Source organism: Amycolatopsis methanolica 239, from assembly GCF_000739085.1.
Taxonomy (GTDB): Bacteria; Actinomycetota; Actinomycetes; order Mycobacteriales; family Pseudonocardiaceae; genus Amycolatopsis_E; species Amycolatopsis_E methanolica.
Map to the genome: position 1 here is coordinate 902,672 of NZ_CP009110.1, position 13,675 is coordinate 916,346.

At 73.7% G+C, this 13,675-nt stretch carries 16 protein-coding genes; 12 read left to right on the plus strand and 4 right to left on the minus strand.

Annotation, left to right across the window (positions count from 1 at the left end; translation table 11 throughout):
- Window positions 1-29 precede the first annotated feature (29 nt).
- Complete coding sequence (locus AMETH_RS41320) at window positions 30-152, plus strand: hypothetical protein (protein ID WP_267283471.1); 123 nt, start codon at window positions 30-32, stop codon at window positions 150-152.
- 7 nt (window positions 153-159) lie between these two features.
- On the opposite strand, the gene AMETH_RS04450 is transcribed toward AMETH_RS41320, so the two are convergent.
- A complete protein-coding gene (locus AMETH_RS04450) occupies window positions 160-1,287 on the minus strand; it encodes a C40 family peptidase (RefSeq protein WP_017986845.1) in 1,128 nt (375 codons plus the stop codon).
- 99 nt (window positions 1,288-1,386) lie between these two features.
- Here AMETH_RS04450 and AMETH_RS04455 point away from each other — a divergent pair, with 99 nt between their 5' ends.
- The 8 genes from AMETH_RS04455 to AMETH_RS04490 all read left to right on the plus strand — a co-directional run bounded on the left by AMETH_RS04455 (window position 1,387) and on the right by AMETH_RS04490 (window position 6,883).
- Entirely contained in the window at window positions 1,387-2,208 is an 822-nt protein-coding gene (locus AMETH_RS04455; RefSeq protein ID WP_017986846.1) for a biotin--[acetyl-CoA-carboxylase] ligase, read from the plus strand.
- A gap of 23 nt (window positions 2,209-2,231) precedes the next feature.
- Window positions 2,232-2,777, plus strand: a complete 546-nt coding sequence (locus AMETH_RS04460) for a PH domain-containing protein (protein ID WP_017986847.1) — start codon at window positions 2,232-2,234, stop codon at window positions 2,775-2,777.
- On the plus strand, window positions 2,758-3,357 hold the full coding sequence (locus tag AMETH_RS04465) for a GNAT family N-acetyltransferase (protein WP_017986848.1): 600 nt from the start codon (window positions 2,758-2,760) through the stop codon (window positions 3,355-3,357). Before AMETH_RS04460 ends, AMETH_RS04465 begins: the two co-directional genes overlap by 20 nt.
- An 85-nt stretch (window positions 3,358-3,442) precedes the next feature.
- On the plus strand, window positions 3,443-3,868 hold the full coding sequence (locus AMETH_RS04470) for a YbaB/EbfC family nucleoid-associated protein (RefSeq protein WP_017986849.1): 426 nt from the start codon (window positions 3,443-3,445) through the stop codon (window positions 3,866-3,868).
- Window positions 3,865-4,185 (plus strand): hypothetical protein, encoded by a 321-nt coding sequence (locus tag AMETH_RS04475; protein WP_017986850.1) that lies wholly within the window; start codon window positions 3,865-3,867, stop codon window positions 4,183-4,185. Before AMETH_RS04470 ends, AMETH_RS04475 begins: the two co-directional genes overlap by 4 nt.
- A gap of 3 nt (window positions 4,186-4,188) precedes the next feature.
- A complete protein-coding gene (locus tag AMETH_RS38970; protein ID WP_017986851.1) occupies window positions 4,189-6,006 on the plus strand; it encodes a TNT domain-containing protein in 1,818 nt (605 codons plus the stop codon).
- Window positions 6,003-6,281: a hypothetical protein gene (locus tag AMETH_RS04485; protein ID WP_017986852.1), complete on the plus strand. Its 279-nt coding sequence runs from the start codon at window positions 6,003-6,005 to the stop codon at window positions 6,279-6,281. Before AMETH_RS38970 ends, AMETH_RS04485 begins: the two co-directional genes overlap by 4 nt.
- 68 nt (window positions 6,282-6,349) lie before the next feature.
- The gene (locus tag AMETH_RS04490) at window positions 6,350-6,883 is read left to right on the plus strand and encodes a DinB family protein (protein WP_017986853.1); all 534 of its coding nucleotides are present in this window, start codon (window positions 6,350-6,352) and stop codon (window positions 6,881-6,883) included.
- Here the strand turns inward: AMETH_RS04490 and hisN are convergent.
- Complete coding sequence (gene hisN, locus AMETH_RS04495; protein ID WP_017986854.1) at window positions 6,868-7,650, minus strand: histidinol-phosphatase; 783 nt, start codon at window positions 7,648-7,650, stop codon at window positions 6,868-6,870. The two genes, AMETH_RS04490 and hisN, sit on opposite strands and share 16 nt — an antisense overlap.
- Before the next feature lie 47 nt (window positions 7,651-7,697).
- Between hisN and AMETH_RS04500 the strand changes: the two genes are divergently transcribed.
- A complete protein-coding gene (locus tag AMETH_RS04500) occupies window positions 7,698-8,390 on the plus strand; it encodes a response regulator transcription factor (protein ID WP_026153804.1) in 693 nt (230 codons plus the stop codon).
- On the plus strand, window positions 8,390-9,679 hold the full coding sequence (locus tag AMETH_RS04505) for an ATP-binding protein (RefSeq protein ID WP_017986856.1): 1,290 nt from the start codon (window positions 8,390-8,392) through the stop codon (window positions 9,677-9,679). The genes AMETH_RS04500 and AMETH_RS04505 overlap by 1 nt, the downstream gene beginning before the upstream one ends.
- Before the next feature lie 210 nt (window positions 9,680-9,889).
- Here AMETH_RS04505 and AMETH_RS04510 read toward each other — a convergent pair whose 3' ends face one another.
- Both AMETH_RS04510 and AMETH_RS04515 read right to left on the minus strand, forming a co-directional pair.
- Window positions 9,890-10,423 carry a GtrA family protein gene (locus AMETH_RS04510; RefSeq protein WP_026153805.1) on the minus strand — a complete coding sequence of 178 codons (534 nt, stop codon included), beginning with the start codon at window positions 10,421-10,423 and terminating at the stop codon, window positions 9,890-9,892.
- 68 nt (window positions 10,424-10,491) lie between these two features.
- Entirely contained in the window at window positions 10,492-12,654 is a 2,163-nt protein-coding gene (locus tag AMETH_RS04515) for a sigma-70 family RNA polymerase sigma factor (protein WP_026153806.1), read from the minus strand.
- Window positions 12,655-12,819: 165 nt separating this feature from the next.
- On the opposite strand from AMETH_RS04515, the gene AMETH_RS04520 reads away from it, so the two are divergent.
- A complete protein-coding gene (locus AMETH_RS04520; RefSeq protein ID WP_017986858.1) occupies window positions 12,820-13,644 on the plus strand; it encodes a GGDEF domain-containing protein in 825 nt (274 codons plus the stop codon).
- Window positions 13,645-13,675 lie beyond the last annotated feature (31 nt).

Genomic DNA, 13,675 nt, shown 5'->3' on the forward strand with positions numbered 1-13,675 from the left:
TCGCGATCCGCCGCGGCGACCGCGCGACGATGGCCCGCCTGCACGCCGAACTGCTCCCCGCGGCAGGTGAACCGGCCGGCGCGGGCAGCGGACTGCTCACGCTCGGCCCGGTCAGCCGGTACCTGGACGAGCTCGCCCGCCATGGCGCCTGAGCTCGCGTCAGGCGGCCGGGCGGCTCGCCCCCGCGTAGTCGTCCGTCCGCGTGCGGTACGTCGCGATCTGGATGGCCATGCCCTGCGTCGGCGCGTTGATCATCAGGCCGTTGCCCAGGTAGAGGCCGACGTGGTGGATGCGCGTCGCCGGGTTGCCGTAGAACACCAGGTCGCCCATCTTCGGTTCGGCGACCGCCGGGGTGGACCGGAACTGCATGTCCGCGGTGCGCAGCAGGTTCACGCCCGCCGCGTCGTAGGCGGCCTTCGTCAGCCCGGAGCAGTCGAACCCGGCCGCGCCCGCATCGGGGCCGTTGCCGCCCCACACGTAGGGCAGGCCGAGCTGGTCGAGGGCGAACCGGGTGGCCCGCACGGACGGCGCGGACGCCGACGCCGGGTCCAGCGACAGCTGCGCGTACAGCTGGGCGTTGCCGAGCGCCTGCTGGCGGAACAGGTCCGAGTCGCGGTAGTGCTCGATCGCCTTCCACCAGCCCTGCCCGGACTGCAGGTCGGTGTTCCCGGCGCACAGGGTGCGGCCCGCGGCGACGGACGCGTCGTCGATGTCCTGGATGTCTCCCCGCGCGCCGGCCCGCTGCCACTCGGCCTGGGTCAGCTGCATCGGGCCGCCGCGCGATTCCGTCGCGGCCTCACCGGCGGCGCCGGTCAGCGGCACCGCGCCCAGCGCCTTCGTCAGCGTCCCGTCCGCGGCGAGCGATCCGCCGCCGAACCGGCCGTGGTCCGTGCTGGCCTTGCCGATCCCGGCGAGCGTCACCCACGAGAGGTGGCAGCCCGGGTCCTCCTCGCGCAGCGTCAGTTCGCCCGTCGCGTACCCGATCAGCGCGCGCTCCGGGATGTCCAGCGGTCCGCTCAGCCCGGCCGCCCACTTCTCCAGCTCGCTGCGGCCCTGCTCCTGGGGCGCTTGCGCCTGCACGGGTGCGTTCGGCTCGAGCACGGTCGGCGCGGACGCGAGCGCCGCGTTGCCCGACGGCGGCTCGGGTGGCACCACGTCGGCGGCGGCCCGCACCTGTTCCCCCGGCGGCTCGACCAGCAGCCATCCGCAGGTGCCGACGGCGGCGACGAGGATCAGCGCGATCAGGGCACGCCCGGCGGCGGCCCGCCCCCAGGATCGGAAACGCATGGTCACCTCGCCAACACTAAAAGACAACGACCGCCGCGGACACAGTGATCCAACGACCGGACCCCCTCGTGCGTGACGGAGGGCGAATAGGCTTCCCACATGAACGCGATCAACGCCGGGCGGCTGCGCGCCGAACTGCTCGCCCCGCAGGGTCCGTACGCGGCGCTGGACGTCGTCCCCAGTACCGGTTCCACCAATGCCGACCTGCGGCGGGCGAGCGTCGAGGGCGCGGCGGACCGGACCGTGCTGATCGCCGAGGAGCAGACCTCCGGCGTCGGCAGGCGTGCCCGGGTGTGGGCGTCCCCCAAGGGCAGTGGCATCTATCTCAGTGTGCTGCTCCGCCCGGCGGAGGTCCCGTTCAGCGCACTCGGCTCACTGGCGATCGCGGCCGGGCTCGCGGTGACCGACCTGACCACCGAACTGGGTGTCGACGCCGTCCTCAAGTGGCCCAACGACGTGCTCGCCGGCCCGGACCGCGGCAAGTGCGCCGGCATCCTGTCCGAGGCCGTCGCCGGGGACGAGCTGGGCGTGGTGCTCGGCATCGGGCTCAACGTCCGCCCGCTCGGCCCGGGTGTCGAGCCGGGCGCGGGCGGGCTGCTGCCGACGTCGCTGGCCGAACAGGGCGCCCGCACCACCGACCGCACCGACGTCGCCGCGCTGCTGCTGGCCGCGCTCGCCGACCGGGAGGACCGCTGGCGCGCGGCGGGCGGCGACCTCGCGAAGGCCGCCCTGCTGGACGACTACCGGGCCCGTTGCGAGACCCTCGGTCAGGAGGTGCGGGTGCTGCTGCCGGGCGACCACGCGATCCTCGGCACGGCCGAAGACGTGGACGGCGCGGGCCAGCTGGAAGTGCGTGGCCAGAACGGCAAGCGGCACACCGTGTTCGCCGGAGACGTCGTGCACCTGCGCCCGGTACGGTGAAGCGGTCGCGAGAGGAGTTCGCAGTGGCCTACCCCGACGATCTGCTCAGCGAGAACGAGCAGGTCATAGTGCATAGCCATCCGCACGCGAAGATGCTGATCTGGCCGGTGATCGGTTTTCTCGTGACGCTGGGGCTGGGCATCTGGCTCGTCACGCTCGCCGGCGACGCGCCCGCGCCGTGGAACGACGTGGCCCGCATCGCGATCGCCGTGGTCGCGGTGGTGCTGATCGTCTGGTTCTTCCTGGTGCCACTGGTCCGCTGGCGCACGACCCACTTCATCGTCACGACCGACCGCCTCATCGTCCGCGAGGGCGTGATCAAGCGCACCGGCATCGACATCCCGCTGGGCCGGATCAGCAGCGTGCAGTTCGAGCACGGCATCGTGGACCGCCTCTTCGGCTGCGGGACGCTGGTGATCGAGTCCGCTTCGGACGAGCCGCTGCGCTTCGAGGACATCCCGCGCGTCGAACGGGTGCACACGATGATCTACCGCCAGGTCAACGACAACCCGTACGACGACTTCCCCGGCGAGCAGGGACCGCAACCCCGTGGCCGCGGCGTCCGGTGATCTCACCCGATCCGGCGACCTGCGGATCACGGAGCTGACCCCGGGTGACTGGCCGCTGTTCGAGCGGCTGCTCGGCCCCGGCGGGCTGCAGGGCGGCTGCTGGTGCGCCTGGTACCGGATGACCAGCAGGCAGTACCGCGAGACCGGTCCCGAGGAGCGCAAGGCGCACGTGCGTGACGAGGTGCGGGCCGGGAAACCGTTGGGGCTGCTGGGGATCCTCGACGGTGAACCGGTCGCCTGGGTCGCGGTCTCGCCCCGGCTGGACAACCCGCGCCTGGCCGCCTCCCGGGTCGCCGCGCTGCCGGACGACGATCCCACGGACGTGTGGTCGGTGACGTGCTTCTACGTGCACCGCCGCGCCCGCGGGCGGGGCATCGCCGCGGCGATGGTGCGCGCCGCGACCCGGCACGCGTTCGACCGCGGGGCCCGCGTCGTCGAGGGATATCCGGTCGACGCCAGGAAAAAGCGGCCGGCGGGCGAGCTCTACCACGGCACGATCGAGATGTTCTCCGCGGCTGGTTTCGATTTGACCGCACGGCGCGACACGGTTCGGGCACTCATGCGTATTTCCGCTCGATGAGGCAACCTGATGCCGAGGGGGAACCGGAGCGCGCCGCCGCGCGTCCGAGTCCGAGCCGACTGCTGTACTCGCGAGGAGGGGTGCCGTGACCGAGCATCGGGCGCAGGTGGAGGAACTGCTCGCCGACTACCGTCGCAGCCGGGAGAACCTCGCTTCGGCGCAGCGCGATCTGGCGGCCGTCACCGCCTCGGCCACCGACGCGGACGGGCTGATCACGGCGACTGTCGGTCCGCGCGGCACGCTGACTTCCCTGACCGTCGCCGACGGCGCGTATTGGCGGTACCGGCCGAACGAGCTGGCGCAGCAGATCGTGCGGGTCACCGCCGAAGCCACCGTGCGGGCGCTCGCGCGGGCCGGTGAGGTGCTTGCGCCCGTGCTGCCTGCGGGCACCGACCCGCAGGCGCTGCTCCTCGGCACCGGCGACCTCGACGCGACCGAGATCGCGCCGGCGAAACCCCGTCCAGCCCCGGACGAGGAGAGCCTCGAGGACCACCGCTGGATGACCCGATGAGCGCCGGTTTCGAGGCCGACGCGGACCGGCTCGCGGTCTCCTCCGGCGACTTCGGCAACCTCGCGGAGCGCGCGGCGGCGGTTGCGGAGCGGCTGGAGCGCGCCCTCGACGGCGCGCACGGGGCGTGGGGCGACGGCCCGGTCGGGCAGGCGATCGCGGCGTCGCACGTGCCGCCCGCCGAGGAGACCCTGGCCGGGCTGCGGAGCCTGTCCGGGCGGCTGACGGCGTTCGGGCAGACCGTCGGCGCGGCCGCCGGGCGATATCACGGGTCCGAAGAGGACGCGCAGCAGGCGATCATCGACACGGCACAGGGGTAGCGCATGGGCATCGAGCTGCCGCGGGAACTCGCCGCCCTTGCCGCGGAAACCGGGCTGTCCTGGCCGGACGCGGACGAGGACAGGTTGCGTGAGCAGGCGTCCGCCTGGCGCGACGCACACCGCGACCTGACCGCGCTCGCCGCGGAGGCCGACCAGCAGGCGGGCACCGCGGTCGCCGCGCTGTCCCGGGACGCGGGCGAGGCGGCCGGGCAGGCGTGGTCGGCGTTCGTCGACCCGGAGAACGGGCACCTCACCGTCGCCGCGCGTGGCGCCGCCGAAGCCGCCGACCGGCTGGAGAACGCGGCCGAGCAGGTCGGCGCAGCGAAGGTCGAACTGGTGCGGCAGCTCGTCGAGGCCGCGAAGAACCGGGACGCGAGCCTCGCCGCCGCGGAGAACGGCCACCCGACTGCGATCCTCGGCGTCGAGCCGATCCTGCGCGGCACCGCGGCGAACCTGGCGGTCGTGACGCACGGCCTCGCCGCGACGCTCGGGCCGGCGCCGGTCGGCTCGCTGGTCACCCCGCTCGTCGAGCCGAACCCGGGCGCGCGCACGCCGGACGGCCAGGGCGCCCTGCTCGGGGTGGTCACCGGGCTGGCGCCGGAACTGGTGGCGCCGGCCGTCACGCCGTCGCCCGCGGTGCTCGGCAGCGCGCCGCCGGCTGTGCCGTCGGTGCCGTCTGCGGTGGCCTCGGCCGTGCTGACGCCGCCGGTGGTGCCGCCCGTGGTCCCCGAACCGGCCTTCGCCGACACCGACACCGGCCCGATCCAGCTGCCGGACCCGCCGACCCCGCCGTCGCTGCCGCAGTACGAAGGGCTGCTGGACTCCGGGGGCTTCGACGAGGTGCCGACGCCGTCGACCGGGCTGCCGAACGCGACCGCCGCCGCGGGGTACTCCGACACCGCTGTGCCGCCGGTCGGAATGCCGGGCATGCCGGGGCTGCCGGGCGCGCCGGCTCCGGCCGCGCCCGCTCCGGCCGCCGGGTACGCGCCGGCGGCTCCCGCGGCCGGGTACGCAGCCCCCTTCGCCCCGCAGGCACCAGCCGCGCCACAAGCGCCGGTCGCGCCGGGTCCGCGTCAGCCGTACCCGGAGCCCGCCCCGCGCGCGCCGGAGCCGCCGCCGATGGGCGCGCCGCGGCAGGAACGGGAAACGATCGTCGCGTTGTTCCGGGTCCACATGTTCCCGATCGGCCACCTGCCCGTCGCCACCGACAAGCCGGCGCGGCAGCTGCCCGCGCCGCCGTGCGAGGTCGACTACGCGCCGGGCCTGCGGTTCCCGCCGCACGACCACCCGCGCTCCGACCTGATCAGGACCGACGACGCGCTGGTGAAGGTCCAGGCCGGGTACGGCCGCCGTCCCTCGCCCGCCGGCACGCCCCCGGCCGGGGTGCTCGCCGGGTACGACCCGCTGGGCGGTCTGCACGAACGCGACTGGGACCGCCGCTTCCTGGCCGGGAAACGCCGTGAGGTGCCGGAGTACGCGTGGCCGCCGGGCGAGCTGTACCCCGAGGGCGGGACAGCCGAGGGCGAGCCGGAGGTGCTGGCCGAGGGCGTGGTGCTGGACCGGTTCGGCGACCCGCGTGGCCGGGTGTTCGCGCCGGACGGCACCCCGTTCGCGCGCCGGTCGCTGCCGCCGCCGGTGCGCGACGCCGGCTACCGGCGGTACCGCGTGCTGCGGGACATGCCGGTGTGGCGCGCGGTGTCGGCGCCGTGGTTCGGGCAGCCGGGCGGCGGCGAGCGGTACCGGGCGGTCTATTCGGCCGACGAGCTGGTCACCCTGGGATATCTGGCGGACATCACGTTCGAGGAGGGCGCTGCGCAGTGAACGTCGAGTCGATCGTGCGGTGGCTGGCGGCCATCGGGGTGCCCGGCGAGGTGATCTCGATCGGCAAGGAGGCCGACAACGCGTGGTGCCTGCTGCGGGTCGAGGAGTCCGAAGAGGGCGGCCCGGTGTGGGAGGTGTTCTGGCGCGAGCAGGGCAACCGCTACGACTGGGCCCGGTTCACCAACGAGCAGGTCGCGTGCCACTACCTGTTCGGCAGGCTGGCGTGGTCGCAGGTCGCCCGCGGCGCGGTGGGGTTGCTGCCCGCGCCGGCTTAAGGCGGGCTGACGGCACCGTTAAGGAATTCGCGCTGGTGCTCGCGGGCTCCCGCGGTGATGCTCGACGCATGATCACCCCCGACACCAAGGACTGGACCTGGGTGCTGCGCGCGCCGTGCCCGGAATGCGGTTTCGACGCCGCGACGTTCGCGCGCGAAGACGTGCCGGCGATGCTGCGCGCGAACGCCGGCGCCTGGCGTGACGCGCTGGGCCGGCCGGACGCGCGGGAGCGGCCCGCGCCGGACAAGTGGTCCGCCTTGGAGTACGGCTGCCACGTGCGGGACGTGTGCCGGATCTACCTGGAGCGCCTGCGGCTGATCCGGACGCAGGACGCCCCGCTGTTCCCGAACTGGGACCAGGACGCGACGGCGGTCGAGGACCGGTACGACACCCAGGACCCGCAGGCGGTGGAGGACGAACTGATCGCGGCGGCGGACCGGCTGGCCACGGCGCTCGCCGAGGTGACCGGCGCGGAGTGGGACCGGACCGGCACCCGCAGCGACGGCGCCCACTTCACGATCGACACCTTCGCGCGCTACTTCATCCACGACTCGCTGCACCACCTCTGGGACGTGACCGGCGAGCGCTACCGCCGCAGGTAGCCGAGCGCCTCGTCGTGCAGGTGCCCGTTCGACGACAGCGCCGAGCCGCCGTCGAAGCGCTCCGCGCCGCTCAGGTCGGAGAACCGGCCGCCTGCCTCGGTGAGCAGGATCTGCATCGGCGCGACGTCCCACGGGTTGACGATCGGCTCGGCCGCCAGGTCGATCGCGCCCTCGGCGACCAGGCAGTGGTGCCAGAAGTCGCCGAACGCGCGGCTTTCCCAGCAGGCGTCGACGAGGCCCAGGTACGCCTCGCGCGAGTGGTATTCGGTCCACGAGCCGAGGTCCGTCGTGGACAGATAGGCGTCGGACAGCGCGGACACCGCCGACACCGAGATCCGGCGCTCACCGGCCGGGTCGCTCATCCACGCGCCCTCGCCCGCCGCGGCCCACCAGCGGCGGCCCAGCAGCGGCGCGCTGACCATGCCGACCACCGGCCGCCCGTCCTCGACCAGCGCGATCAACGTCGCCCACACCGGGCCGCCGCGCAGGAAGTTCTTCGTCCCGTCGATCGGGTCCAGCACCCACGCGCGCCCCGACTCCCAGGCCGTGCCGCCGCGCTCCTCGCCCGCCACGGAGTCGTCCGGGCGCTCGGCGGCGAGCACCTCGCGCACGGCGTCCTCGACCGCGGTGTCCGCGTCGGTGACCGGCGTGCGGTCCGGCTTGCTGCTGACCTTCAGGTCGCGGGCGCGGAACCGGGCCGTGGTGATCGAGTCCGCCGCGTCCGCGAGCTTCCCCGCCAGGATGAGATCGTCCGAGTAGCTCGCCACGCCACGATGTTTTCACGGGGCGCGGTCGTAGAGTTGGCCAGGTGAGCATGGTGTTGCTGGCCGAGGACGACCCGGCGATCGCGGACCCGCTGTCGCGGGCGCTCGAACGGGAGGGCTACGACGTCGAAGTGGTGGGGGACGGCCCCGCGGTGCTCGACACCACCCAGGCCAAGCGGGTCGACCTGCTCGTGCTCGACCTCGGTCTGCCCGGCATGGACGGTCTGGAGGTGTGCCGCAGGCTGCGCGCGAACGGCAGCGAGCTGCCGGTGCTGATGCTCACGGCCCGCACCGACGAGGTCGACTTCGTGGTCGGCCTCGACGCCGGCGCGGACGACTACGTGGCCAAGCCGTTCCGGCTCGCCGAGCTGCTGGCGCGCATCCGCGCCCTGCTGCGTCGCCGGGCCCCCGAGGTGCTCGAAGCCGGCGGGGTGCGGATGGACCTCGGCGCGCGGATGGTTCTCGTGGACGGCCGCGAGGTGCAGCTGGCGAACAAGGAGTTCGAGCTGCTGCGGGTGCTGATGAGCCACGCCGGCCAGGTGGTGAGCCGCGACGAGATCCTCGCCGAGGTGTGGAACGACCTGGAGTCCAAGACCTCGAAGACGCTCGACATGCACATGTCGTGGCTGCGCCGGAAGCTGTCGGTGACCAGCGACGGCAAGGGGTCGGTGATCCACCACGGCGACGGTGAGCGGCGGATCGCGACGGTCCGCGGCGTCGGCTTCCGGTTCAACGCAGACTAGTGCGCCGCCGGATCCTGCTCGCCATCCTGCTCGCCGTCGCGGTGACTGCGGCGGCGCTCGGCATCCCGCTCGGCGTGACCGCGTGGAAGCTGGTCGACAGCATCTACAACGAGGACCTCGCCGGCCGCGCCGCGCAGATCGCCGCGACGCTGGACACCGAGCTGGCCGACGGCGCGCTCGACCAGAACGACCTCACGCAGGTGTCGGTCGCGATCCCGCAGGGCGGCAAGCTGGTCGTCGAGGTGCCAGGCCAGGAGCGGATGACCGAGGGCGCCGACCCGGGGGAGGACCCGGTGACGGCGACGGTGCAGCTGGCGCGGCAGGGGCACCTTGAGTTGTCGATCCCGTCCGGTCCGCTGCGGTCGCGGCAGACCACGGTGACGCTGGCGGTCCTGCTGCTGGTGGTGTTCTCGGTGACGATCGGGACGGTGGTGGCGACCGTGACCGCCCGGCGGCTGGCCAAGCCGCTGCGGCACGTGGCCGAGCGGGCGGCGCGGCTCGGTGGCGGGGACTTCCGGCCGGACACCAGCCGCTACGGCATCGGCGAGCTGGACATGGTCGCCGAGGCGCTGGACACGTCGGGGACCGCGCTGGCGCAGCTCGTGCAGCGGGAGCGGCAGCTGGTCGGGGACGTGTCGCACCAGCTGCGGAGCAGGCTGACCGCGTTGCAGCTGCGCTTGGAGTCGCTGACGGTGGCCGACGACCCGGACACGGCGGAGGAGGCGCGGGCGGCGCAGGAGCAGGCGGACCGGTTGTCGGAGGCGCTGGAGGAGCTGCTGGCGGCGGCGCGCGCGGCGAGCGAGGTCGACACGGAGGCGCTGGAGCTGGCCGCGGAGCTGCCCGAGGTGTCGCAGGAGTGGCGGCAGTTGCTGCGCGCGGAGGGCCGCAACCTGCGGCTGAGGATCGGCGAGGGCCTGATGGCGCGGGCGACGCCCGGGCGGTTGCGCGAGGTGGTCGGCGTGCTGCTGGACAACGCGCTGCGGCACGGGGCGGGGACGGTCACGCTGGCCGCGCGCCGGGGCGAGACCGAGGGCACGGTGGTGGTCGAGGTGAGCGACACGGGTTCGGGGATCCCCGACGACCTCGCGCCGCACATCTTCGAGCGCGGCTTCTCCGGCGGCGGCTCGACCGGGGTCGGGCTGGCACTGGCTCGTGCCCTGGCGGAAGCGGACGGCGGGAGGCTGGAGCTGTCCAGCCGGCGGCCGGCGGTGTTCAGCCTGTTCCTGCGGGTGCCGAACCCCGGGGACGTGCCGGAGGTGCGCTGGCCCGCGGAGCGCGTGCCGCGCTGAGCGGGCGCGAGCCTCGGCCGGCTGCGGCCCTGGGCGAGCAGCGTCAGGCATTGCTGGGGTGACCAGGTTCGTCCGGGGTTGGAAGTGATGGTGTGCGGGGTGCTTCGCCGCGGGTGCCGGAAAGCGCAATGGAGTGCCGGACCGCGGGGCACGTGCCGCGCTGAGCTGAGCGAGCCCAGCCGGCCGCCGACGTACGTTCGGCGGGCGGTGTCAGGCGTTGGTGTCCGCCTCGTCGCGGGACAGGTCCCTGCGGCGCTTCCCCAGTTCGTCCGGGAAGACCCACCGCTTGAAGCCCCAGAAGCGGAACACCATCGCCAGCAGCATGCCGATGATGGACCCGCTGACGAAGTCGGCCAACTCCTGCGCGAACCGGCTCACGTTCGGCAGTTCCAGGTGCAGCACGTACCGCGACACCCACAGCGGAATCAGGTTCACGGCCACGGCCAGGCCGCTGATCACGAAGAACAGCGCGGCCTCGTGGTGCCTTTCCCGCCCCCCACGAGTCCGGAACGACCATTCGCGGTTGAGAATGTAGGACACGATGGTCGCGACGATGATCGCGATCGCTTTCGCGGTGGTCGGCTTGTCTTCCAGCACGCTCAGTTTCAGCAGGTACCAGACACCGTTGTCGACGACGAAGGTCGTTCCGCCGACGATCCCGAATTTGAGCAGCTCCCGATGTTTGATCAAGACCGAGCGCAATGGCTCGGGCGTGTGCGACAACACGCTTTCCACAACGGTCACTTGCGCAGTGTACGTAGTCCGCGGAACGGGGGATCGTCAGGCGGCGGCTGAAGCCGGTTTCATCCCATTCATTTCGGCGGGTAGGGGATCCACGGCAACCACCACCACGGCCGCCCGTGGTCCTTGGTCGTCGAGGTCGCCGACGTGGTCGACGTGGTCGACGGGGCCGACGGGGTCGTCGGCGAAACCGTGGTCGTGGTCGTCGTGCTGCTCGACGTCGTCGATCCGCTCGACGACGGGTTGGTCGTCGTGGTGGGCTTCGACGACGGCGGCACCGTCGTCGTGGTCGGCGCGAGCCCCGGCACCCCGCAGTGCGGCAACCAGCAGTCGAACGTGACGGTCCGCGACGCGTGCGCGCGGCCCAGCGTCGCCGACACGGTGACGGTGCGGGATTCCTCCTTCGGCCGGTCCAGCTCGAACCACAGCCGCAGGTGCTCGCCCGGCTGGAGCGCGTTGAGGCTGGTGCAGGTGGTCGTCGGGCCGCGTTCGCACGCCGCCCGGAAGTTGCCCAGGATCAGCCGCGCGTCGGCGTCGATCGAGAGGGTGACGAGCTTGGTGTTCTCGCCCTTGTTGACCACGTCGACGGACAGCCACGCGGACCGCCCCCACACGTGCTGGCCGCTCCAGAAGGCCGTCGCTTCCAGCGCCAGGTCGTCCGGCAGTTCGGCGACGGCCACCGGCACGTTCACGGACAGCCGGATGTTCGCGCCCGCGTTCACCGTCCCGGTCACCTGTCCCGAGGACGCCGTCCGGTCTGCCTTCAGCAGGAACGTCAGCACCGCGGTCTCACCCGGCTGCAGCCCGCGCGGCGTGGTGCAGGTGACCGTGCCCTCGCCCGGCGGGCAGTTCACCAGCAACGGCCCGTCGGCGGCCTGCGCGGCGAAGCCGCCCGCGCCGCCACCACCGCCGCCGGCTTGGACGACGCTGATGCCGGGCGGCAGGTTCAGCGTCGCCGCGACCGGTTCGGACACCGAGGCGCCGCTGTTGCGCACCGTGATCGGCAGGGCGACCGGGTCCCCGCCCGGTTCCAGTTCGAGCGCCGAGGCCGGGCCTTCCGCGGTGATGTTCGCGGGCGCGGCGGGCGGTGGCGGTGGTGGCGGCGCCGGGGTCGGCGCGGGCGCGGGCGCCGGGGGCACGACCGGCGCGGGTGCCGGCTCGACGGCGGGCGCCGGCGGCGCGGCGGGCGGAGCCGCGGGCGGTGCCGGTGGCTGGGCAGGCGCGACGGCGGGCGGTGGCGCCGGGACCGACGCGGCCGCCGGGATTTCCTGGGTGCCGCCACCCGCGGCCAGCGCGGCGGCGACCGCCGCGGCCACCGCCGTCCCGGCGATGCCGACGCCGACGAACTGCCGCGGCCCGGCCGCGGCGAGCGACGCCGCGCCACCCGCGGACCCGGCCGCGGCGCCCGCGGTCGCCACGGTCGCGGCCGTCGCCTTGCCCGCGGTCGCGAGGTAGCCCAGTGCCGCCCCGCCGAGCACGATCGGCGCGATGATCGCCCGCAGCGCGCCGTTGACCTCGGCCAGTTCGGCGGCCAGCGCGCGGCAGTCCTCGCACTCGTCCAGGTGGGACTCGACCTGGGCGCGTTCCCGCTTGGACAGGCCGTCCCGCGTCCACGCGCCCAGCCGGTCGGCGCACGCCCGGCACTTGTCGGCGGAGGTCTCGGCGAGGTGGACCTGCAGGTAGGCCTGCCGCAGGCCCTCGCGGGCGCGGTAGGCGAGCGCGGACACCCCGTTCGGCGTCAGGCCGAGCAGCGGCGCGACCTCAGCCGGGCTTTGCTGCTCGATCTCGGTGTGCCACAGCACCGCCTGCCAGCGCTCGGGCAGGGACGCGAAGGCCTTGGCCGCCATCGTCCGCTCCAGGCCGGCGACGGCGGTGTCGGAGAACTGGACGGTCAGCGCCTCCGCGCCGACCGTCGTCATGTCCTCGTTGAGGTCGACGCGCTTGTCCTTGCGGGTCTTGTCGTAGGCGGTGTGCCGCAGCGCGGTGAGCAGGTAGGCGCGGAATGCGCTGTCCGGGCCCTTGCCGCCGCGCAGCGTGTCGAGGACCTTCGCGAACGCGTCGGACACCAGGTCGTCGGCCTCGGCGTTGGACCGCGCGAGCTGCCGCGCCAGGTTGTATGCCGCGCCCACGTGCCGTTCGTAGAGCGTGCCGTAGGCGGCCAGGGTGCCGGTGCGGACGTCGGTGATCAACTCCGCGTCGCTCTTGCCCTCGAAATCGGCCGGAAGGGTGGACACCGCTCTCCTTTTCCCCAGTGTTGCGCGATCAGTGTGACTGACCGGCCCCGCCGCGTCACGCGACACCTCGCCCTATTGACCCGCGCGGTGTAATTCCGTCACGGCCCGCCGAGTGGATCGTCACTTCACCGGAACAGCGGTCGCGGGACGAGAGGACGGTTGCCAGTGGACGTGCCGGCCATGGGGTTGCGCCTCGAACCGGAGCCTGGCGGCGACGGCCGGTCCCTGGCGGAGCTGCGGGCACGCTGGCGGTCCGCGAGCCTGGCCGCGGGATGGCGTTTCCCCAGCGACTGGGCGCTGCCGGAGGTCGACACGGTGTGCGCGGCGGTGCTGCGCGGGGGCACGGCGGAAATCCCGATCGCGGGCCTGGCCAGGGCGCGGGCCGCGGCGGGCGCCGGGCTGGCCGAAACGCTCGCGGATCTGGCGGCGTTGCACGCCGTGATCACCCCGCCGGGGGATTCAGGTGGTCTGGTGAGCCCCGACGTGGACGCGCTGCCGTCCCGGCTACTGCGGGTGGCGGCACTCGCGTGGGCCGAGGTCGCGATGGACAAGCTCGCCACCACCGAGGTCATCGACCCGCTGACCGGCCTGCCCACCGCGTCCTACCTGCGGACCAGGCTGCGCGAGCTGTACGGGCGGCCGGCCCACCGGGTGTCGGAGGACCACACCTTGCTGGTGGTCTCGGTCGACCTGAGCGGCGTGACCGGCTGGTCGCGGCTCACCGCGATGATCCTGATCGCGGAGGCGCTGCGGGGGGTGTTCGACGGCGGCGAGAGCACCGCGAAGCTCGGGCCGTCGACGGTCGCCGCCGCGGTCCCGCGGGATGGCCGGATCGCCGCGAAGGCCGTGATGCTGCGGCGCGAACTGCACGAGCGCCTGTCGGTCGACGACCAGCTGGAATCGGTCAGCCCGCCGAAGATCAAGCTGGTCCGGCTGCCCGCGACGCACGACTCCGCGTGCGACCTGCTGCAGCGACTCGCACGAACCTGACCCTGTCGCCACCGAATACCCGATTCGTGAT